Origin of the sequence: Pseudomonas sp. NPDC087185, assembly GCF_044744955.1 — a bacterium.
Classification (GTDB): Bacteria; Pseudomonadota; Gammaproteobacteria; order Pseudomonadales; family Pseudomonadaceae; genus Aquipseudomonas.
Window position 1 is genome coordinate 1 of sequence record NZ_JBIUZK010000011.1, and the last position, 23,906, is coordinate 23,906.

Genomic DNA, 23,906 nt, shown 5'->3' on the forward strand with positions numbered 1-23,906 from the left:
CCGGTGGTGCCGGGCGTTGCCGGCGAGCTGTACCTGGGTGGCGTCGGCCTGGCGCGCGGCTACCACCGCCGCCCGGCGCTGACCGCCGAACGCTTCGTCGCCAGCCCGCTGGGTAACGGTGAACGCCTGTATCGCACCGGTGATCGGGTGCGCTACCGCGCTGACGGTGCGATCGAATACCTCGGCCGCCTGGACCACCAGGTGAAGATCCGCGGCCAGCGCATCGAGCTGGGCGAGATCGAAGCGCGCCTGCTGGACCTGGCCGACGTGCGTGAAGCTGTGGTGCTCGCCCAGCCGGGCGCCGCCGGCCCGCAACTGGTGGGCTACGTGCTGGCCGCCGAGGCCGTCCTGGAGGCGCAACGCCAGGTGCAACTGCGCGAGCGTTTCAAGGCCCACCTCAAGGCCAACCTGCCCGAGTACATGGTCCCCAGCCAATGGGTGCTGCTCGCGCAATGGCCGCTCAGCCCCAACGGCAAGCTGGACCGCAAGGCGCTGCCGGCGCCGCAAGTGGCGCAGCAACAACATCTCCATGTGGCGCCGCAGAGCCCGGTCGAATGCCAGCTGGCAGCGATCTGGCAGGACGTGCTCAAGCTCGAGACGGTCGGCCTGAACGACCACTTCTTCGACCTGGGCGGCCACTCTCTTCTCGTCGTGAGCCTGGTTTCACGCATTCAACTCGAGCTTGGTATGAAGGCAACTGCGCAATTGATTTTCCAATACCCGACCCTGGGCGAACTGGCCCGTCAGCTGGAACAAGGGGGTGATGGCATGGACAACGCCACCCTCGACCAGCTGGAAAGCCTGCTCGACGAAATGGAGGAGGTGTAATGGACCGTTCCGCCGCCCTGCGCATCGCCAAACGCTTTATCGCCTTGCCGTTGGACAAGCGTCGCCAGTACCTGGCGAAAATGGCCGAGCAGCAGGTCTCGCCAGCCAACCTGCCGATCCCCGAGACCCGCGAAGAACTCGACCACCTGCCGTTGTCGTTCGCCCAGGAACGCCAGTGGTTCCTCTGGCAGTTGGAGCCTGGCAGCAGCGCCTATCACATCCCCACGGCGCTGCGCCTGCGCGGGCAGCTGAATGGCGAAGCCCTGCAACAGGCGTTCGATGCCCTGGTCGCACGCCACGAAACCCTGCGTACCACCTTCGTGCTCGACGGCGAGCGGCCGCGGCAACAGGTGCTGGCACAGCTGCCGCTGACCATCGAGCAGCTCGAACTGCCGGCGGGCAGCGCGCCGGATGAACGCGAAGCGCACATCCAGGCGTTGATCGAACAGCAGGTGGCCAAGGCCTTCGACCTGGAGCGCGGCCCGCTGGTGCGGGTTGGCCTGCTGGCAGTGGCCGCGGACGAGCACGTGCTGGTGATGGTGCAGCACCATATCGTTTCGGATGGCTGGTCGATGCAGGTGATGGTCGACGAACTGATGCAGCTGTACCTGGGCTTTGTCGAGCAGCGCCCGGTGACCCTGCCGGCCCTGGCCATCCAGTACGCCGACTATGCCGTGTGGCAGCGGCGCTGGATGGAGGCGGGCGGCAGCGAGCAGCAGTTGGCCTACTGGCGCGAGCAACTGGGCGAGCGCCAGCCGGTGCTGGAGTTGCCCACCGACCGCCCGCGCGCGGCACAGCCAAGCCTGCGTGGCGCCCGCTTCGACCTGCCACTGGACCGCGCCCTCAGCGAAGCCCTGAAGGCCCTGGCGCAACAAGAACAGGTGACCCTGTTCATGCTGCTGCTGGCCTCGTTCCAGGTGCTGCTGCACCGCTACAGCGGGCAGGCCGACATCCGCGTCGGCGTGCCCACCGCCAACCGCAACCGGGTCGAGACCGACCGCCTGCTGGGCTTCTTCGTCAACACCCAGGTGCTGCGCGCAGAGGTCGAAGGGCCGCTGGCCTTCCGGGCGCTGCTGCAGCAGGTCAAGCAGGTGGTGCTCGGTGCCCAGGCCCACCAGGACCTGCCGTTCGAGCAACTGGTCGAAGCCTTGCAACCGGACCGCAGCCTCAGCCACAACCCGCTGTTCCAGGTGATGTACAACCACCAGCGCCAAGACCACCAGGCTCGCGACAACCGCGCCCGGCAGCTGCCGGGGCTGAGCATCGAGGGCATGTTCTGGGAAAGCCACAACGCCTCGTTCGACCTGACCCTGGATACCGTCGAGGGTGAGGACGGCCTGTGGGCGTCGCTGACCTATGCTTGCGACCTGTTCGACGCCACGACCATCGAGCGCCTGGGCGGCCACTGGCTGACGCTGCTGCGCGGCATCGTCGCCAACCCGGCGCAGTGCATTGCCGAACTGCCGTTGCTCGCGCCGGCCGAGCGCGACCATCTGCTGGCCGAGCGCAATGCGCCCGACCTGCGCCATGTCGAGGGCCCGTTGGTGCACGTGCGCATCGCCGAGCAGGCGGCGCAGACGCCGGACGCCACCGCGCTGCTGTTTGGCGGGCAGCGCATGAGCTTCGCCGAGCTCGACCAGCAGGCCAACCGCCTGGCCCATGCCCTGATCCGTGCAGGCGTCGGCCCGGAAGTGCTGGTGGGTATTGCCCTGGAGCGCGGCCTGCAGATGGTCGTCAGCCTGCTGGCGGTGCTCAAGACCGGCGGCGCCTACACCCCGCTCGACCCAGAGTACCCGCGCGAGCGCCTGGCCTACCTGATGCAGGACAGCGGCATGGCCCTGTTGCTCAGCGACAGCCCGCTGCTGCAGCGCCTGCCAGTGCCCGAGGGCCTGGCGACGCTGGCGCTGGACCGGCTGGACCTGGCCGCCCAGCCCAGTCATGCGCCTGCGGTGACGGTGGCTGCCGACAACCTCGCCTACGTCATCTACACCTCCGGCTCCACCGGCCTGCCCAAGGGCGTGGCCGTCGCCCACGGGCCGATCGCCATGCATTGCCGGGCGATCGGTGCGCGCTACGAGATGAGTGCGGCCGACTGCGAACTGCACTTCATGTCGTTTGCCTTCGACGGTGCCCATGAGCGCTGGCTGACCGCGTTGACCCACGGTGCTTCGCTGCTGATCCGTGACCCGCAGTTGTGGACCCCGGAGCAGACCTACAACGCCATGCACGCCCATGGCGTGACCGTGGCGGCATTCCCCCCGGTGTACCTGCAGCAGCTGGCCGAGCACGCCGAGCGCGACGGCAACCCGCCGCCGCTGCGGGTGTATTGCTTCGGTGGCGATGCCGTGGCCGAGGCCAGCTACGCCCTTGCCCGCCGCGTGCTGCGCCCGACCTACATCATCAACGGCTATGGCCCGACCGAGACGGTGGTCACCCCGCTGATCTGGAAGGCTGCCGAGCACGACCCTTGCGGCGCGGCTTACGCACCGATCGGTGACCGTGTCGGCGAGCGACGTGCGTATGTCTTCGATGCCGACCTCAACCTGCTGCCACTGGGCATCCCCGGCGAACTGTACCTCGGTGGCCAGGGCCTGGCCCGTGGTTACCTGAAGCGCCCGGCACTCACCGCCGAGCGCTTCGTGCCAGACCCGTTCGGCGAGGGTGCCAGGCTGTACCGCAGCGGTGACCGGGTGAGCCAGCGTGGCAGCGGCATCATCGATTACCTCGGGCGCATCGACCGCCAGGTGAAGGTCCGCGGCTTCCGTATCGAGCTGGGTGAGGTCGAGGCGCGGCTGCTCGAAGGCGAGGGCATTCGCGAAGCTGTGGTGGTGGCCTGCGAAGGCCCGAGTGGCCAGCAACTGGTGGGCTATGTGGTGCCGGAAGCGGCCGAGGCCATCCTGGCCGACAATGCCCGCGAGGGCGAGCTGCGCGAAGCCCTGCGCGCCCGACTCAAGCAGCAGTTGCCCGATTACATGGTGCCGACGCACCTGCAGGTGCTGGCCAGCCTGCCGCTGACACCCAATGGCAAGATCGACCGCAAGCGCCTGCCGCAACCGGACCTGAGCGCGTTGCAGCAGGCCTACCAGGCGCCGCAGACGCCGCTGCAGCAGCAGATCGCCGACATCTGGCAACAGGTGCTGAAACTTGAGCGGGTAGGGCTGGCGGACAACTTCTTCGAACTGGGTGGCGACTCGATCGTGTCCATCCAGGTGGTCAGCCGGGCGCGGGCGCAAGGCATTCACTTCACGCCCAAGGACCTGTTCCAGCACCAGACGGTGCTGGGCCTGGCCCGGGTCGCCCAGGTGGGCGGGCCGGTGCTGTTGATCGACCAGTCGCCGGTGGTCGGCCCGACCCCGCTGCTGCCGGTGCAGCAGTTGTTCTTCGAAGACGCTGTGCCGCAGCGCCAGCACTGGAACCAGTCGCTGTTGCTCAAGGCCACCGAGCCCCTGCATGCCGAGGCCCTGGAACAGGCCCTGCAGGCGATGCTGCGTCACCACGACGCCCTGCGCCTGGTGTTCGAGCAACAGGCCGGGCAATGGCAGGCCAACTACCGCAGCGTCGAGCAGGCCCAGGCGCAACCCCTGCTGTGGCAGGTCGAAGTGGCCGATGCCGACGCCTTGCTGGCAGCCTGCGAACGCGCTCAGCGCAGCCTCGACCTGGCCCACGGCCCGTTGCTGCGGGCCATGCTGGCACAACTGCCAGATGGCCAGCAGCGGCTGCTGCTGGTGATCCACCACCTGGCCGTGGACGGTGTGTCCTGGCGCATCCTGCTGGAGGACCTGGGCACCACCTACGCGCGCAACCTGGCCGGCCAGCCGGCTGCGCTGCCGGCTAAGACCAGCGCCCTGAAAACCTGGGCCGAGCGCCTGCGCGACTGGGCGCAGGCCGATGCGCGCCAGGCCCAGGTGCAGCAGTGGCAGGCCAGCCTGCAACAGGCGCCGCTCGACCTGCCGCGCGATCGCGCCAGCGACGACCTGGCCAGCCGCCGCGCACAGCATGTGCACACCCGCCTCGATGCCGCGGCCACGCGCCAGTTGCTGCAGGCCTGCAACAGCAGCTACCGGACCCAGGTCAACGATCTGTTACTGACCGCGCTTGCACGGGTGATGGTGCGCTGGACCGGTGAGGCTTCGCTGCTGGTGCAGATGGAAGGCCATGGCCGCGAGGCGCTGTTCGAAGACATCGACCTGAGCCGCACCGTCGGCTGGTTCACCAGCGTCTATCCGGTGCTGCTGACCCCCGCCGCAGACATGCCTGGCTCGATCAAGCAGGTCAAGGAACAGCTGCGTGCCGTTCCCGACAAGGGCCTGGGCTTTGGCGTATTGCGCTACCTGGGCGATGCTGCCACGCGTGCGGCGCTGGCGGCACTGCCCGCTGCGCGTCTGACGTTCAACTACCTGGGCCAATTCGACAGCAGTTTCGACGGCAGCGAAGGCCAGCTGTGGGCACCCGCCGCAGAACCGGCAGGTGCCGAACACAGCGAGCAGGCGCCACTGGGCAACTGGCTGACCATCAACGGCCAGGTCTACGACGGGCAACTGCGCCTGGGCTGGCACTTCAGCGAAGCGCAGTACGACAGCGCGACCATCGAGCAACTCGCCGCGCAGTATGCCGACGAACTGCAGGCACTGGTGGCTCACTGCGCCGAGCCGGAGCAGGCTGGCGTCACCCCTTCGGACTTCCCCCTGGCCGGCCTCACGCAAGCCCAGCTCGATGGCTTGCCGGTCGCGGCGGGGCAGATCGAAGACATCTACCCGCTGTCACCGATGCAGCAGGGCATGCTGTTCCACAGCCTCTACGAGCAGCGTGCCAGCGGCTACATCAACCAGATGCGCATGAACGTCAGCGGCCTGGACCCGCAGCGTTTCCAGGGCGCCTGGCAGCAGGTGCTGGCACAGCATGAAATCCTGCGTACCAGCTTCCTCTGGAACCTCGGCGAGCGGCCGTTGCAGCTGGTGCACCGGTCGCTGCCGATGCCGATGCGCATCGAAGACCTGCGTGGCCGTGATGACCGCGACGCGGCCCTGCAAGCCCTGGCCCGGCAAGAGCACGATGCCGGGTTCGACCTCGCCTGCGCGCCGTTGATGCGCCTGCTGCTCGCCCGTACCGAGGATGATCATTACCACCTGATCTACACCAGCCACCACATCCTCATGGACGGCTGGAGCAGCGCGCAGCTGATGGGCGAGGTGCTGCAGCACTACCGTGGCCAGGCCCCCACCGGGGCCCCGGCGCGCTTCCGTGATTACATCGGCTGGCTCGAGCAGCAGGACCCGATGCAGTGCGAGGCGTTCTGGCAGGGCCAGCTTCAGGCCCTGCAAGCCCCCACGCGCCTGGCCGAAGCCGTGGCTGACCAGGTGCAGGCCGGCACCGGCCACGACGATTTCCATGCCCGCCTGAGCGCCGAGCAGACCCAGCGCCTGCAGGCCTGCGCGCGCCGGCACAAGGTCACCGTCAACACGCTGGTGCAGGGTGCCTGGCAGCTGCTGCTGCAACGCTACACCGGCCAGGCCTGCGTGGCCTTCGGCGCTACCGTGGCAGGGCGCCCGGCCGGGCTGGCCGGCGCCGGGCAGATGATTGGCCTGTTCATCAACACCTTGCCGGTGCTTGGCACGCCGCAAGCTGGGCTGGCCCTGGGTGAGTGGCTGCAAAACCTGCAGGCGACCAACCTGGCGGCACGCGAATACGAGCACACCGCACTCAACGCCATCCAGCGCTGGGCCGGGCAGGGGGGCGAGGCGCTGTTCGACAACATCTTGGTGTTCGAGAACTACCCGATTTCCGAAGCCCTGCAGCAGGGCGCGCCGCAAGGCTTGGCATTCAGCGATATCACCAGCGTGGTGCGCACCAACTACCCGCTGACCCTGGCCGTCAACCTGGGCCAGACCCTGTCGTTGCACTACAGCTACGCCTGCGCTCACTACGACGGCGCGATCATCGGCCAGCTCAACCAGCACCTGCTCAACCTGCTGTTGCAGATCGTCGAGCAGCCGGCGCAGGCACGCGTTGCCGAGCTGGAACTGCTGATGCCGGCCGAGCGGCAACTGCAGCTGCAGACCTGGAACGAGGTTCCGACAATCGCCTATGCCGCCGAAGCGCATGTGCATGAACTGTTCGAGCAACAGGCGCAGCGCACGCCAGGGGCCACGGCACTGGTGTTCGCCGACCAGGCACTGAGCTACCAGGCGCTGAACGAACAGGCCAACCGCCTGGCGCAGCGCCTGATCGAACTGGGTGTCGGCCCGGACGTACGCGTGGGCATCGCCCTGCAGCGCAGCGTCGAAATGGTGGTCAGCCTGCTGGCGGTGCTCAAGGCCGGTGGCGCCTACGTGCCGCTGGACCCGGAATACCCGGCCGAACGCCTGGCCTACATGATCGACGACAGCGGCATCGCGCTGCTGCTGAGCAACCGCGCCAGCCGCCCGGGCCTGCCGCTGGCCGGGCGCACGCTGCAGGTGCTGGAGGTGGATGCGCTGGCGCTGGAGGGCTACAGCGTGGCCAACCCGGTGACCGCGGTGGGTGCCGACAACCTGGCCTACATCATCTACACCTCCGGCTCCACTGGCCGCCCGAAAGGGGTGGGCAACCACCACGGCGCCTTGCTCGGCCGCCTGCTGTGGATGCAACAGGCCTATGGCCTGGAAGCCGGCGAGGGCGTGCTGCAGAAGACCTCGTTCAGCTTTGACGTGTCGGTGTGGGAGTTCCTCTGGCCGCTGAGCGCCGGTGGGCGCCTGGTGCTGGCCGAGCCCGGCGACCAGCGTGACCCGGAGCGCCTGGTGGCGCTGATCCAGGCGCAGCAGGTGAGCAGCCTGCACTTCGTGCCATCGATGCTGCAGGCCTTCATCGAAACCCCGGGGTTGGCCGCGTGCAGCAGCCTCAAACGGCTGTTCTCCGGCGGCGAGGCGCTGTCGCGCGAGTTGCTCGAACGTGCCCGGCAACGCCTGCCAGGGGTGGCCCTGTACAACCGCTACGGCCCGGCCGAAGCGGCGATCAACGCCACCCACGGTGAGCGCACCCAGGCCGGTACGGGCAGCGTGCCGATCGGCCGTGCCCTGCCCAACACCCGCTTGTACGTGCTGGGTGACAGCGCCGAACTGCTGCCGCTGGGCGCGGTGGGCGAGCTGTACATCGGCGGCACGTGCCTGGCCCGTGGTTACCACGGCCAGGCGGCACTGACCGCCGAACGCTTCGTGCCCGACCCGTTCGCGGTCGAGCCGGGCGCGCGTGCCTACCGCACCGGTGACCTGGTGCGCTACCTGGCCGACGGCCAGGTGGACTACGTGAGCCGGGTGGACCACCAGGTGAAGGTGCGCGGGTTCCGCATCGAGCTGGGCGAAATCGAAACCTGCCTGCTGGGCGACGCCCAGGTGCGCGAAGCGGTGGTGCTGGCCCAGCCAGGGCCGGCCGGTGCGCAGTTGGTGGCGTACCTGGTGGTGGAGGCAGGCGCCGACGAAGGCGCGCTGCGCGAGCGGCTGAAGGGCCAGCTCAAGGCGCAGCTGCCCGACTACATGGTGCCGGCGCATGTGCTGCTGCTGGAAAAACTGCCGCTCAACCCCAACGGCAAGCTCGACCGCAAGGCCCTGCCGCAGCCGGACGCGCGCCAGGCGCAGGAGGCTTACGTGGCACCGCAAGGGGCCATGGAGCAGGCGCTGGCAGGCATCTGGCAAGACGTGCTGCGTCTGGCGCAGGTGGGTGTCAGCGACAACTTCTTCGAGCTGGGCGGTGACTCGATCATCTCCATCCAAGTGGTCAGCCGGGCCCGCCAGGCGGGTATCCGCTTCAGCCCCAAGGACCTGTTCGAGCAGCAGACCATCCAGGCCCTGGCCCGGGTGGCACGCTTCGAGGAGGTGACGCAGCAGGCCCAAGGGCCGGTGACCGGCGGCATGCCGCTGTTGCCGATCCAGCAAGGGTTCTTTGACAAAGGCCTGAGCCAACCCGACCACTGGAACCAGTCGCTTTCCCTCACGCCTGGCGAGCCGCTGCGAGCGGCGCTCCTCGAGCAGGCGTTGGCGGCGCTGGTCAACCATCACGATGCCCTGCGCCTGTGCTTCGTCGGCCAAGGTGAAGCGCTGCAGGCCAGCCACCTGACGCTGGCCGACGTGGCTGCCCTGCAGCAGCGCGAGCCACTGCTGTGGCAGGCCGAAGCTGCCGATCGCGATACCGTGCAGGCCCTGGCCCAGCGCGCCCAGGCCAGCCTCGACCTGGCGCGCGGGCAACTGCTGCGCGCCGTGCTGGCCCAGTTGCCCGATGGCGAGCAGCGCCTGCTGCTGGTGATCCACCACCTGGTGGTGGACGGCGTGTCGTGGCGCATCCTCTTGGAGGACCTGCAAACCGCCTACCGGCAACTGGCCGCCGGCCAGCCGCTGCAACTGCCGGCCAAGACGGCCAGCTACCAGCAGTGGGGCGAGTGCTTGCTGGGCCATGCCCGCGACGGCGCCCTGGATGCACAGTTCGATTACTGGCTGACCCAGTCGAGTGCTGTGGCCCCCGCGCTGCCGTGCGCCCATCCGCACGCCGCGCAATACAATCGCGACGCCCATACTGTGCAGGTGCGCCTGGACCGCGAGGTGACCCAGCAGTTGCTGCAGCAGGCTCCCGCAGCCTATCGGACCCAGGTCAACGACCTGCTGTTGACTGCTCTGGCGCGCACCCTGGCCGACTGGACCGGCAGCGACGACGCGTTGATCCGCCTGGAAGGCCATGGCCGTGAGGCGCTGTTCGACGACGTCGACCTGACCCGCACGGTGGGCTGGTTCACCACGGTGTTCCCGCTGCGCCTGACCCCGCGGGCCGACCTGGCCGCTTCGATCAAGGCCATCAAGGAGCAACTGCGCGCCATCCCCGACAAGGGCCTGGGCTATGGTGTGCTGCGCCACCTGGGCAGCGATGCCCAGCGCCAGGCGCTGGCAGCGCTGGCGCAACCGAAGGTGACCTTCAACTACTTGGGCCAGTTCGATGGCAGCTTCAGCGGCGACGCTGCCGCACTGTTCGCACCGTCCGGCGAGAGTGCCGGTGCCGACCAGGCCGCGGATGCCCCGCTGGGCAACTGGCTGACCGTCAATGGCCAGGTGTACGAGGGGCGCCTGAGCTTGAACTGGACCTTCAGCCGCGCGGTGTTCGACAGCGCGGCCATCGAAGCATTGGCGCAAGCCTATCAGGCCCAGTTGCAGGCGCTGATCGCCCATTGCATTGCGCCGGGCAACGCCGGCGTGACGCCTTCGGACTTCCCGCTGGCGCAGCTGGACCAGGCGCGCCTGGACCGGTTGGCAGGCGAGCCACGGCAGATCGAGGACCTTTACCCGCTGTCGCCGATGCAGCAGGGCATGCTGTTCCACAGCTTGTACGAGCAGGGCAGCGCCCAGTACCTGGGGCAGATGCGCCTGGATGTACGCGGCCTGGACCTGGCGCGTTTCCGCCAGGCCTGGCAGGCGGTGATGGACAAGCACGATATCCTGCGCACCAGCTTCCTCTGGGAAGGCCTGGAGCAGCCGCTGCAATGCGTGCGACGCCAGGTCGGCATGCCGTTCGAGGTGCTCGCCCGGCCTGCCGCCGACGACCTGGCCGAGGCCCTGGACGGCCTGGCTGCAGCCGAACGCCGCCGTGGTTTCGAGCTGGCCACTGCGCCGCTGTTGCGGCTGCTGGCGGTGAACACCGGCGCTGACCAGCACCACCTGATCTACACCAACCACCACATCCTGATGGATGGCTGGAGCAGCTCGCAGCTGATGGGTGAGGTGATGCAGCACTACACCCATGGCAGCCTGCCCCAGGCCAGCGGCCGCTACCGCGATTACATCGGCTGGCTGCAACGCCAGGATGCCAGCGCTGCCGAGGCGTTCTGGCGGGCGCAACTGGCCGGCCTGGACGCCCCGACCCGCCTGGCGGGCACGGGCGGGCTGGACAGCCTGGGTGCCGCCGGGCAAGGGCATGGCATCCATTCGGTACGCGTGGCGGGTGAGCGGGCCGAGCGCCTGAACACCGCAGCGCGCCAGCACAAGGTCACCCTCAACACCCTGATGCAGGCCGCCTGGCTGCTGCTGTTGCAGCGCTATACCCGCCAGGACACGGTGGTGTTCGGCGCCACCGTGGCAGGCCGGCCAATCGAGCTGGCCGGTATCGAAAAACAGATCGGCCTGTTCATCAACACCTTGCCAGTGGTCGCCCGGCCACGCCCCGAGCACAGTGTGGCTGACTGGCTGCAGACGGTGCAGGCGAAGAACCTGGGCTTGCGTGACTACGAGCACACCCCGCTGTTCGATATCCAGCGTTGGGCCGGGCAGGGTGGCGAGGCGCTGTTCGACAACATCCTCGTGTTCGAGAACTACCCGATCGCCGAGGTGCTGCAGGAAGAAGCGCCTGCCGACCTGGTGTTCGGCAGCGTGGCCAACAACGTGCGCACCAACTACCCGCTGAGCCTGGCGGTTGGCATGGGCAGCAGCCTGGACCTGCACTACAGCCATGACCTGGCGCAGTTCAGCCCGGCGGCCATCGAGCGCCTCAACGAACACCTGCTGCAGTTGCTCGACTGGCTGGCCACGGCGCCACAACAGGCCTGCCTGGGCGCATTCGAATTCGCCGTGGGCGACGCGCGCGAGGCGATGCTGCACCGCTGGCAAGGCGAGCAGCTGCACTACGGCGCCGACGCCGCGGTGCACGCGTTGTTCGAGCAACAGGCACAGCGCACGCCAGGGGCCACGGCACTGGTGTTCGCCGACCAGGCACTGAGCTACCAGGCGCTGAACGAACAGGCCAACCGCCTGGCGCAGCGCCTGATCGAACTGGGTGTCGGCCCGGACGTACGCGTGGGCATCGCCCTGCAGCGCAGCGTCGAAATGGTGGTCAGCCTGCTGGCGGTGCTCAAGGCCGGTGGCGCCTACGTGCCGCTGGACCCGGAATACCCGGCCGAACGCCTGGCCTACATGATCGACGACAGCGGCATCGCGCTGCTGCTGAGCAACCGTGCCAGCCGCCCGGGCCTGCCGCTGGCCGGGCGCACGCTGCAGGTGCTGGAGGTGGATGCGCTGGCGCTGGAGGGCTACAGCGTGGCCAACCCGGTGACCGCGGTGGGTGCCGACAACCTGGCTTACATCATCTACACCTCCGGCTCCACCGGCCGCCCGAAAGGGGTGGGCAACCACCACGGCGCCTTGCTCGGCCGCCTGCTGTGGATGCAACAGGCCTATGGCCTGGAAGCCGGCGAGGGCGTGCTGCAGAAGACCTCGTTCAGCTTTGACGTGTCGGTGTGGGAGTTCCTCTGGCCGCTGAGCGCCGGTGGGCGCCTGGTGCTGGCCGAGCCCGGCGACCAGCGTGACCCGGAGCGCCTGGTGGCGCTGATCCAGGCGCAGCAGGTGAGCAGCCTGCACTTCGTGCCATCGATGCTGCAGGCCTTCATCGAAACCCCGGGGTTGGCCGCGTGCAGCAGCCTCAAACGGCTGTTCTCCGGCGGCGAGGCGCTGTCGCGCGAGTTGCTCGAACGTGCCCGGCAACGCCTGCCAGGGGTGGCCCTGTACAACCGCTACGGCCCGGCCGAAGCGGCGATCAACGCCACCCACGGCGAGCGCACCCAGGCCGGTACGGGCAGCGTGCCGATCGGCCGTGCCCTGCCCAACACCCGCTTGTACGTGCTGGGTGAAAGCGTCGAGCTGTTGCCGCTGGGCGCGGTGGGCGAGCTGTACATCGGCGGCACGTGCCTGGCCCGTGGTTACCACGGCCAGGCGGCACTGACCGCCGAACGCTTCGTGCCCGACCCGTTCGCGGTCGAGCCGGGCGCGCGTGCCTACCGCACCGGTGACCTGGTGCGCTACCTGGCCGACGGCCAGGTGGACTACGTGAGCCGGGTGGACCACCAGGTAAAGGTGCGCGGGTTCCGCATCGAGCTGGGCGAAATCGAAACCTGCCTGCTGGGCGACGCCCAGGTGCGCGAAGCGGTGGTGCTGGCCCAGCCAGGGCCGGCCGGTGTGCAGCTGGTGGCGTACCTGGTGGTGGAGGCAGGCGCCGACGAAGGCGCGCTGCGCGAGCGGCTGAAGGGCCAGCTCAAGGCGCAACTGCCCGACTACATGGTGCCGGCGCATGTGCTGCTGCTGGAAAAACTGCCGCTCAACCCCAACGGCAAGCTCGACCGCAAGGCCCTGCCGCAGCCGGACGCGCGCCAGGCGCAGGAGGCTTACGTGGCACCGCAAGGGGCCATGGAGCAGGCGCTGGCAGGCATCTGGCAAGACGTGCTGCGTCTGGCGCAGGTGGGTGTCAGCGACAACTTCTTCGAGCTGGGCGGTGACTCGATCATCTCCATCCAGGTGGTCAGCCGGGCCCGCCAGGCGGGTATCCGGTTCAGCCCCAAGGACCTGTTCGAGCAGCAGACCATCCAGGCCCTGGCCCGGGTGGCACGCTTCGAGGAGGTGACACAGCAGGCCCAAGGGCCGGTGACCGGCGGCATGCCGCTGTTGCCGATCCAGCAGACGTTCTTCGGCAATGCCATGACCACCCGCCACCACTGGAACCAGTCGGTGGTGTTGCAAATGCGCATGGCGGTAGACGCCGAGTGGCTCGAACAGGCGCTGCACGCGCTGCTGAACCATCACGATGCCCTGCGCCTGCGCTTTACCGAGCAGGCTACTGGCTGGCAGGCCGAGCATGCGGCGCCGCACGTGCAAGCCGCGTTGCTCTGGCACGCCGAGCTGTCTGACGAAAGCGAGTGGCTGCCGCTGGCCGAACAGGCCCAGGCCAGCCTCGAACTGGGCAACGGGCCGCTGCTGCGCGCCGTGCTGGCCCAGTTGCCCGATGGCGAGCAGCGCCTGCTGCTGGTGGTCCACCACCTGGTGGTGGACGGTGTGTCGTGGCGCATCCTTTTCGAGGACCTGCAAACCGCCTACCAGCAACTGGCCGCCGGCCAGCCGCTGCAACTGCCGGCCAAGACCAGCAGCTATCAGCAGTGGGGCCAGCGCCTGCAGGCCCATGCACAATCGCCTGCTTTGGCCGGCCAGTTCGACTACTGGCTGACGCAGCTGCACGGTACACCGATCGCCCTGCCGAGCCACAACCCGCAAGGCTCCCAGCACAGCCAGCACGTGCAGACCGTGCGCACGCGTCTCGACCAAGGCATGACCCAGCGCTTGTTGCAGCAGGCCCCAGCGGCCTACCGCACGCAGGTCAACGACCTGCTGCTGACTGCCCTGGCGCGCACCCTGGCCGACTGGACCGGCAGCGACGACGCGTTGATCCGCCTGGAAGGCCATGGCCGTGAGGCGCTGTTCGACGACGTCGACCTGACCCGCACGGTGGGCTGGTTCACCACGGTGTTCCCGCTGCGCCTGACCCCGCGGGCCGACCTGGCCGCTTCGATCAAGGCCATCAAGGAGCAACTGCGCGCCATCCCCGACAAGGGCCTGGGCTATGGTGTGCTGCGCCACCTGGGCAGCGATGCCCAGCGCCAGGCGCTGGCAGCGCTGGCGCAACCGAAGGTGACCTTCAACTACCTGGGCCAATTCGACGGCAGCTTTGCCGCTGACGACGAGGCCGCGCTGTTCGTGCCTTGCTCCGCCCAGGGCGGCGCCGAACAAGGTGCCGATGCCGAGCTGAACAACGACCTGCTGGTCAATGGCCGGGTGTTCAACGGTGAACTGAGCCTGAACTGGACCTTCAGCCGCGAGCGCTATGCACCCGAGGTGATCCAGCAGCTGGCCGACCGCTACAGCGCTCAACTGGCAGGCTTGATCGAGCACTGCCTGTTGGCAGACAGTGCCGGCGTTACGCCGTCGGACTTCCCGCTGACAGGCCTCGACCAGGCCCAGCTCGATGCCTTGCCGACGGCGCCGAGGGACATCGAGGACATCTACCCGATGTCGCCGATGCAGATGGGCATGTACTTCCATTCGCTGGCCGAGCCCGATGCGCAGTTGTACATCAACCAGACCAGCGTCCCGGTCGAGGGCCTGGACGTACAGCGCATGCAGGCCGCCTGGGACACCGTGATCGCCCGCCACGAGGTGCTGCGCAGCAGCTTCCACGGCAATGCCGGCAGTGCCGAGCCCCTGCAGGTGGTGCACCGCGCCGCGCGCATGCCGCTGACTGTGCTGGACTGGCGCGACCGCGAGGTCGACGCGCAAGCCTTGGCCAGCCTGGCCCAGCAATGCGCAGCCAATTTCGACCTGCAGGCCGCGCCGCTGATGCGCCTGACCCTGGTCAGGCTGGACGCGCAGCGCCATCAGCTGATCTGGACCCGTCATCACCTGCTGATGGATGGCTGGAGCAACTCGCAATTGCTCGCCGAAGTGTTCGTGGCCTATGCCGGGCAGGCGCTGCCGGCCAAGCAAGGGCGCTACCGCGACTACATCGCCTGGCTGCAGGCCCAGCCGCAAGCCGCGCTGGAAGGGTTCTGGAAAGGCAAGCTGGGCGAGTTGGAAGCGCCCACCCTGCTGGCCGACAGCCTGTACCCCAAGGCCGACCCGAGCCTTGCGGGGCACGCGGCGCTTTACCTGGATTGGGACGCTGCGCGCACTGCGCGGCTGCGTGAGCAGGCCCAGCGCCTGCGGGTCACGCCCAATACCCTGGTGCAGGCGGTGTGGCTGATCCTGCTGCAGCGCTACAGCGGCCGTCAGCACGTCTGCTTTGGCGCCACGGTGGCGGGCCGCCCGGCGACCCTGCCGGGTTCGGAGCAGATGCTTGGGCTGTTCATCAACACCTTGCCGATCATCCAGGCACCTGCGCCGGGCCAGCGCTTCGACCAGTGGCTGCTGGAGCTGCAGGCCTACAACCTGGAAGTGCGCGACCATGAGCATGCGGCGCTGGCCGATGTGCAGCGCTGGTCGGGCCAGGGCGGGCAAGCGTTGTTCGACAGCATCATCGTGTTCGAGAACTACCCGGTGGACGAACGCCTGCAGGGCCTGGGCCAGGGCGAGCTGCGCTTCGGCGAGGCCCAGGGCCGCGATGTCACCAACTACGCCATGGACCTGGCGGTAAACCTGGGCGAGCGCCTGAACATCGAGTTCCTGTACTTACGCAACCGCTTCACCGAGAAGGGCACTGCGCAGATCCGCGACAGTTTCGAGCACCTGCTGCAGAGCGTGCTCGATGCACCGGCGCAGAGGATCGGCAACCTGGGCATCCTGGGCCAGGCCGAGTACAGCCTGCTGGCCGAGGCCAACCGCCTGCCGGCACCGCGCACCGAGGCTGCCAACCTGCTTGAGCAGCTGCAGGCCAACGCCGTGCAACGGCCGCAGGCACTGGCGGTGGTGTGCGACGACGTCGCCCTGACCTTTGCCGAACTGGAGCTGCGCGCCAACCGCCTGGCCAACCGCCTGGTGGCCGAGGGCGTGGGCCCGGAAGTGCTGGTCGGTATTGCCCTGGAGCGCTCGGTCGAGGTCATCGTGGCCTTCTACGCCGTGCTCAAGGCCGGTGGCGGCTACGTGCCGCTGGACATCGACTACCCCGCCGAGCGCCTGAAATGGATCGCCGAGAACTCCGGGATGGCCCTGTTGCTGACCCAGGGCGCGGTGGCCGAGCGCCTGCCTGTTGTGGCGCAGGTGCGCCGGCTTGACCTGGAACAACTGGACCTGATCGGCGCCGGCGACCATGCCCCGCAGCCGCAGGTGCATGGCGACAGCCTGGCGTACGTGATCTACACCTCCGGCTCCACCGGCAAGCCCAAGGGCGTGGCGGTGGCGCGCGGGCCGCTGCAGATGCATTGCGAGGCGATCATCGAACGCTACGCGATGAACCCGCAGACCCGCGAGCTGCTGTTCATGTCGTTCGCCTTCGACGGTGCGCAGGAGCGCTGGCTGTCGACGCTGCTGGCCGGTGGTGGCCTGGTACTGCGCGGCAACCGGCTGTGGACGGCGCAGGAAACCTGGGATGCGCTGCACGCCCATGGCATCAGCATCGCCTGCTTCCCGCCGGCGTACCTGCAGCAGCTGGCCGAGTATGGGCAAGGGCGCGACAACCCGCCGCCGGTGCAGGTCTACTGCTTCGGTGGCGATGCGGTGGCCGAGGCCAGCTTCGAGCTGGTGCGGCGCAACCTGCGACCGCGCTGGATCACCAACGGCTACGGCCCGACCGAAACCGTGGTCACGCCACTGCTGTGGAAGGCCGGCGATACCGACGTCTGTGGCGCGGCCGTGGCACCGATCGGCCAGCGGGTCGGCAGCCGTACCTTGTACGTGCTCGACGATCAGCTCAACCCGCTGCCACATGGCGTGGTCGGTGAACTGTACATCGGTGGCATCGGCCTTGCCCGCGGCTACCGTGCCCAGCCTGGCCTGAGTGCCGAACGCTTCGTCGCCGACCCGTTCGGCGGCGAGGGTGGCCGGTTGTACCGCACCGGTGACCTGGTGCGCCTGCGTGAAGACGGCGTGATGGACTACATGGGCCGGGTGGATCATCAGGTCAAGGTACGCGGCTTCCGTATCGAGCTGGGTGAGATCGAGGCCTGCCTGCGCCGCGAGCCCGGCGTGCGCGATGCCCTGGTGGTGGCGCGCGACGTGCAGGGCAGTCGCCAGCTGATTGGCTATGCGGTAGCGGCGAGCGGGGTCGACGGCGACAGCCTGCGCAGCGCCTTGCAAGGGCAGTTGCCGGATTACATGGTGCCTGCGCAGGTCGTGCTGCTAGAGGCGTTCCCGCTCAGCCCCAACGGCAAGGTCGACCGCAAGGCGCTGCCGGATCCACAGCTGCAGCGCTCGGCCTACCTGGCCCCGCGCAATGCCCTGGAGCGGGCACTGGCGCAGATCTGGCAGGACGTGCTGGAACTCGAACAAGTGGGCATGACCGACAACTTCTTCGAGCTGGGCGGCGATTCGCTGCGCACCCTCAAGGTGCTGGGCAAGGTCCGCGCGCAACCGGAGCTGGGGCTGACGTTGAGCCTGCGCGACATGATGAGCAAGCCGACCATCGCCGAGCTGTCGGGCTATCAGCCTGTGGACGAGCGTGCGCTTGACCCGCTGTTGCCGCTCAATGGCAAGGTCGCCGGGCGGGCGCCGCTGTTCTGCCTGCACGCAGGGTTTGGCACGGTGTTCGATTACGAGCCACTGGCCCGCAGCCTGGAGGGCATCCGCAGCGTCTATGGCTTGCAGTGCCGCATGCAGATCGATCGCCAATGGCGCGACGAGTCGCTGGCCGCCATGGCCATCGACTACGCCCAGTACATCCGCCAGAAGCAGGCGCATGGCCCGTATTACCTGCTGGGCTGGTCGCTGGGTGGCCCGCTGGCGGTGCTGGTGGCGCACGAGCTGGAACGCCAGGGGCAGCAGGTGGCCTGGCTGGGCCTGGCGGATAGCTATGTGCCGCGCGCGCAGGGCACGGTGCCGGCGGCGGACTGGGGGCACGAACTGCGCCAGTTCCTCAGCATCGCGCTGAATCGGGCACCTGAGCAATTGCCTGCCTTTGCCTTGCCTGCCGGGGAGGACGCGGCGCGGATCCAGGGGCTGATCGAAGGGCTGCTGCGCGAGCGGGATGACTGGCGCGCACACCTGAACTTCTCGGTCGATGACCTGGCCCACACCTTTGCCGTGGCCATGAGGCTCAAGGCCCTGGGTGAGCAGCTGCAGGCATTGCCTGCGGTGCAGGCGCCGACGCTGTGCTGGTGGAACGCCGAGGCCGAGCGGCCAGGCCGGGCGGCATTCGAGCAGGCGCTGGGCAATGTGCAGGCGAGCTACCCGGTGGCGGCCACGCATTTCCAGATGCTGCAGCAGCAGACGCTGATCGAGCAGGCCTGTGAGTGCCTGGCACAACCCCAGCCGCTGCGCGGCTGAAACACACTGGCCGGCCCGGGGACCCGGGCCGGCTTCTGACGAATCACTGATCAAGGATACGCAATGTCACTCAACCCCGACCTGGCCGCCTTCCTCGAACTTGTCGAGTTCGGCCGCCTGAGCGGCGCCAGCCGCGCCATGCACGAACTGACGGTCGAGCAGGCCCGTAGCGATTTCGAAGCCAGTTCGCAGGTCATCGACCCGAGCCCGCCCAGCGAGTTGTCGGTAACCGAACTGCAGGTGCCGACGCGCGATGGCGCGCTGTTGCCGGCGCGCCTGTACCGGCGCCCGGGCGCGGCGCCTAAGCAACCGGTGATCCTCTACTTGCACGGTGGCGGTTATGTGGTGGGCAGCCTCGACTCCCACGAAGCCGTCTGCCGACGCCTGGCCTGCCTGGGCGAGTTCGCGGTGCTGGCCCCGAGCTACCGGCGCGCGCCGGAACATGCCTTCCCGACGGCGCAGCTCGATTGCGAGGATGCCGTGGCCTGGCTGGCCGATGCCGCCGCGCCGCTGGGGCTGGACCGTGAGCGTGTGGTGTTTGCCGGTGACAGTGTCGGCGCCTCGCTGGCGGCGGGGCTGGCGATCGCTGCGGCGCTGCCGCAGGCCACGCTGGCAGTACAGCCGCTGGCGCAATTGCTGTTCTACCCGGTGGCCGACATCAGCCAGGAGCGCGACTCGCATCAACGCCATGCGGCCGGTTACCTGCTGGAAACCCAGACGTTGCGCTGGTTCTACCAGCACTACGCGCCCAACCGGGCCGACCGCCTGGACTGGCGCGCCTCGCCGTTGCAGGCCAAGGACCTGCCGCCATTGGCTCCGGCCTACATCGGCCTCGCAGGTTTCGACCCGTTGTACGACGAAGGCCTGGCCTACGCGCGCCACCTGCAGGCCAGCGGTACGCAGGTGACGCTGCGCGACGAACAAGGGCTGACCCATGACTACCTGCGCATGGCCGGCATTGTCGGGGCGGTGGAAGGCATCTACCGCGACCTGGGGCAATGGCTGCAGGCGCTGCCAGCGCGTTGAACAGGGCTCAGGCAACATCAGGGCCATAAAAAAGCGGGCATCCAGGGATGCCCGCTGTTTTTATGGCCTGCTCAGAACTGGTATTTGGCCGAGAGCATCACGTTGCGCGGTTCGCCGTAGTAGCCACTGTAGAAGGTGGTGTCCAGCGCGCTGATGTACTTCTTGTCGAACACGTTGTTGACGTTGAGGGTGGTGGAAAGCTGGTCGGTCAGCTGGTAGCGGGCCATCAGGTTGACCACGGTGAATTGCTCCTGCTTGGCCTTGACGGTGCCCAGCGCCGTGCTTGGGGTGACGGTGATGTGGGTGCCGCTCTGCCAGTTGGCGCCGCCGCCGACGGTCAGGCGGTTGAAGTCGCCCGGCAGGCGGTAGGTGGTCCACAGCTTGACCATATTGGCCGGGGCCTCGGTGTTGATGCGCTCGTGGTCGGCGTCTTTGGTGATGCTGTGGTTATAGCTGGCGGCGACGTTCCAGTCGGGCATCAGCTCACCGTTGGCTTCCACTTCGAAACCGCGGGTGGTGGCGCCGCTGATGGCCTTGTAGGCGGCCGTGGTGGTGCCAGGTACCACTTGGCCGGGGTCGACTACGGCCAGGTTGTCCTGCTTGATCTCATAGGCGGCAACGCTGGTGTTCAGGCGGCCACCGAAGAACTCGCTCTTGAGGCCGATTTCGTAGTTGTCGCCTTCGCGTGGGTCGAGGGTGGCACCGGTGGCGTCGCGCACGCTTTGCGGCTTGAAGATGCTGGTGTAGCTGGCATAGACCGAGTGGATGTCGTTGAGGTCGTAGACCACACCGGCGTAGGGCGTGACCACGCCGCTTTCGCGGTATTGGGTGTTGCGGTTGCTGGCCGGGGTCAGTACATATTCCAGGTCGTAGTTGTACTTGTAGTTGCTGGCGCGCGCGCCAAGGATGATCGACAGGTCGTCGGTCGGGCGCAGGCGCGTGGCGATGTAGCTGCCGCTCTGGTAGATGGTGGTGTCGCCGTCATAGAGCTTGCCATTGCCGGTGTTCGGCTCGTTGGTGTAGTTGTCCCAGTCGTAGAAGTTGACGAAGGTGCCCTCGATGGCCGTGCCGCGCAGGGGCGAATGGCGGTTTTCATAGCGCGAGAAGTTGTAGCCGACGATCAGCTCATGCTGGCGGCCGAACAACTGGAACGGGCCCTGGGCCTGGACATCCAGGCCGGTCTGCTTCTGCCAGGTGCTGCCGGCGCCGCCGTACAGGCGCACGCCAGCGCCGGTGTTGACGTCGGGGAAGCCCCAGCTGGCGGTGGCCAGCTTGTAGTCGTCACGCTTGATGTACATCTGGTTGACCGAAACCTTCAGGCTCCAGTCGTAGGCCAGTTTCTGCTCGATGCTGGCAAAGGTGTTCAGCGCGTCCTGCGGGTTGTGGCTCCAGCGTGCGGCGCTGTTGGTCGAGCGCGAGAAGTTGGTTTGCTTGCCGTTGCTGTAGAACAGCGGGAAGGCCACCGAGGAAGAGCCCTGCGGGTCGTTCTTCTGGTAATCGGCACCCACCGTGAGCAGGGTGCTGTCGCTCAGGTCGGCTTCGAGGATCCCGTAGAAGATCTGCTTTTCCTGGGAGTAATGGTCGACGTAGCTGTTGTTCTGCTGGTAGGCCGCCACCATGCGTCCGCGCACGTTGCCGGTGGGGGTCAGCGGGCCGGAGAGGTCGATTTCGGTGCGGTACTTGTCCCACGAGCCGACGCCTGCGCTGACATGCCCCTTGAACTCGGCAGTGGGGCGCTTGCGCACCATGTTGATGGTGGCCGAGGGGTCGCCTGCGCCGGTCATCAGGCCGGTGGCACCGCGCAGCACTTCGACACGGTCGTAGATGGCCATGTCGGCCAGGCTCTGGGCCGACACCTGGCTGGCGATATCCAGCGTGGTGGGGATGCCGTCGAACTGGTAGTTGTCGACGGAGTAGCCGCGCGAGTAGATGTTGAACCGCTCGCTGCCCAGGCTTTGCACCGACAGGCCAGGCGTTTGCTGGAGTACCTCGGTGAGGTTGTTCAGGCCCTGGTCGTCCATGCGCTGGCGTGTGACCACGCTGATCGACTGCGGGGTCTCGCGCAGCGACAGGTTCATGCGCGTGGCGGTGCTGCTCAGGCCTGTGGTGTACGAGCCGGTGCCGTCGGTCTGTGCGCCCAGGCCCTGGCCATTGACGTTGGTGGCGCCCAGTTCCACCGCGTTACCCTTGCTGCGCGCGGTGATGGTCAGGGTGCCATTCTGGAAGCTGTAGTTGACCGCCGCGTTGCCGAGCAACTGGCTGATGCCCGACTGTGCGCTGAAGCGGCCGACAACTGCGTTGCCCTGCATGCCCTCGAGGTCTTCGGGGCTGAACAGCACCTGCAGCCCGGCTTGCTGACCGTACGCCATGACCGCGCGCGACAGTGGCTGGGCCGGGATGTTGAAGTCGATGTCCTGGGCCATCACCTGGGTTGCGAGCGGCAAGGACATGACCATCCCCATGGTCGATCCGAGCAGCTTGGGTTGCAGCAGGCGGCGTAGTTTCAGCGCCGTGGTGAGGGGTGAGAGGTTGTGTGTGGTTGGCATCGTAGGCTCTGGAAAGGCTGGCTATTGATAATGATTTAGATTTCCACTAGTAAGACGCAGAACGCCAGAAAAACCGGAAAGTTTTTTTCATTCCGGTTTTTCTGGCGTTCGATCAGGCGGGTTGCGGCTCGCAGACGACCTGTCCGCGGCTCAGACGGACCAGTTGGTCGGCGACATCGAAGTAACGGTCGTCATGGGATATGACGATGATGGTCTTGCCCAGGCGCTTGAGGTCGGGCAGCAGCTGGGTGTAGAACACCCGGCGGAAGGTGGGGTCCTGGTCGGCCGCCCACTCGTCGAACACCAGCACCGGGCGCTCTTCCAGCCAGGCGCTGACCAGGGCCAGGCGCTTGCGCTGGCCGGTCGACAGGTCGGTGGTGCTGAACTTGCCGTCGCGGATGCTGACCTTGTGGCCGATCTCCAGGCGCTCGAGGTAACGCTCGGCATCCTGCGGCACCGGTTTGTCACCCTGGATCAGCTCGTCGAACAGGTAGTAGTCGGCAAAGATGGTGGTGAACAACTGGCGGTAGTCGTCGCGGCTCTGCGCGGTCACCGGCTTGCCATCGATCAGGATGCTGCCTTCCTGGGGCGCGTACAGGCCCAGCAGCAGTTTGATCAAGGTGGTCTTGCCGCAGCCGTTTTCACCGACGATGAAGACGATCTCGCCCTGGTCGATACGCAGGTTCACCGGGCCGAGCTGGAACGGTTCGCTGCCCTCGACCGGCGGGAAGCGATAGCGCACGTCACGCAGTTCCAGCGTATTCAGGTTCATCGCCGGCTGGCTGCGGTCGTCCAGCAGCAGGTGCGGCTCGGGCGAGGAAAACTGGCTGGACAGTTCGGCGATGCGGCGGAAGGCGATCTGCGCCTTGCTGATGATCGGCAGCGTGCCGATCAAGTGCTCCAGCGGCCCTTTCATGTACAGCAGCACCAGGACGAAACCGCTCATCACCGTGGGGTCGTTGCTGGGCCACATCGACTGCAGCGCCAGCGCCAGGCCGATGACCACGAAGAACAGCATCGAGCCCAGGCTCTTGGCAATCACGAAGGTGTTGATCGAGCGCATCTGGGTGGTGCAGATGCGTTCGGCGGTTTCCTGGATCCCATGGCTGAACATGCGCTGACGGCGCAGGCGGTGGATGCGCAGCTCCTTGGCGCCTGCGGCGATCGCGTTGTAGTGCTTCTGCAGTTCGTCCTCGGCCTCCCGCGCCGCTTCGAAACCGCGCATGCCGCGGGCCCGGGCGATGTACTGCATGACGGTGCCGAGGGCGATGGCCGCGAGCATGATCAGGAACATCGGCCACGACAGCATCGCCAGGTAGCCCATGCAGCCGATGACCACGGTCAGCGAGATGGCCAGCGGTGCGAAGACGAAGGCGAACGCACTGATGGTATCGACATCGCGGGTCAGCACCGGGATCAGGCGGTGGCTGCGGTAGCGTTCGATCTGGTCGATCGGTGCCGCCAGGACTTTTTCGCCCAGTGTTTTGCGCAAGGTGGCGATGATGTGCTGGCCGACATGGTTGGTACCAATGTCCGAGCAGATCGTGCAGCCCAGGGCCAGCACGCAGAGGCCGGCAAAGCCGAGCACCACGCCCTGGGTCAGCCCGGCGTCGCTGTGCAGGGCCTGGTTGATGGTTGCCAGCAGCACGGTCACGCTCAGGCCGCCGATCATGCCCAGCACGATCGAAACAGCTACCAGCGGCCAGAAGGGCCTGAGCAGGGTGAACAGTTCGCGGATGGCGCCGCGGGGTTTAGTGGACATGAGCGT

At 67.6% G+C, this 23,906-nt stretch carries 5 protein-coding genes; 3 read left to right on the top strand and 2 right to left on the bottom strand.

Translation table 11 applies throughout. The features are described 5' to 3' along the window. The 3 genes from ACIPIJ_RS27270 to ACIPIJ_RS27280 form a co-directional block, all read left to right on the top strand. The coding region (locus ACIPIJ_RS27270) for a phosphopantetheine-binding protein (protein ID WP_401082930.1) at nt 1–828 on the top strand (828 nt) is incomplete at its 5' end. Next, nucleotides 828–18,566: a non-ribosomal peptide synthase/polyketide synthase gene (locus tag ACIPIJ_RS27275; protein WP_401082933.1), complete on the top strand. Its 17,739-nt coding sequence runs from the start codon at nt 828–830 to the stop codon at nt 18,564–18,566. The genes ACIPIJ_RS27270 and ACIPIJ_RS27275, both read left to right, overlap by 1 nt. Nucleotides 18,567–18,629: 63 nt before the next feature. After that, entirely contained in the window at nt 18,630–19,592 is a 963-nt protein-coding gene (locus ACIPIJ_RS27280) for an alpha/beta hydrolase (protein WP_401082934.1), read from the top strand. Nucleotides 19,593–19,663: 71 nt separating this feature from the next. Here ACIPIJ_RS27280 and ACIPIJ_RS27285 read toward each other — a convergent pair whose 3' ends face one another. After that, nucleotides 19,664–22,138, bottom strand: a complete 2,475-nt coding sequence (locus ACIPIJ_RS27285) for a TonB-dependent siderophore receptor (RefSeq protein WP_401082937.1) — start codon at nt 22,136–22,138, stop codon at nt 19,664–19,666. Between the two features lie 112 nt (nt 22,139–22,250). After that, nucleotides 22,251–23,900, bottom strand: coding sequence for a cyclic peptide export ABC transporter (locus tag ACIPIJ_RS27290; RefSeq protein WP_401082940.1), 1,650 nt, complete (start codon nt 23,898–23,900; stop codon nt 22,251–22,253). Nucleotides 23,901–23,906: the final 6 nt, after the last annotated feature.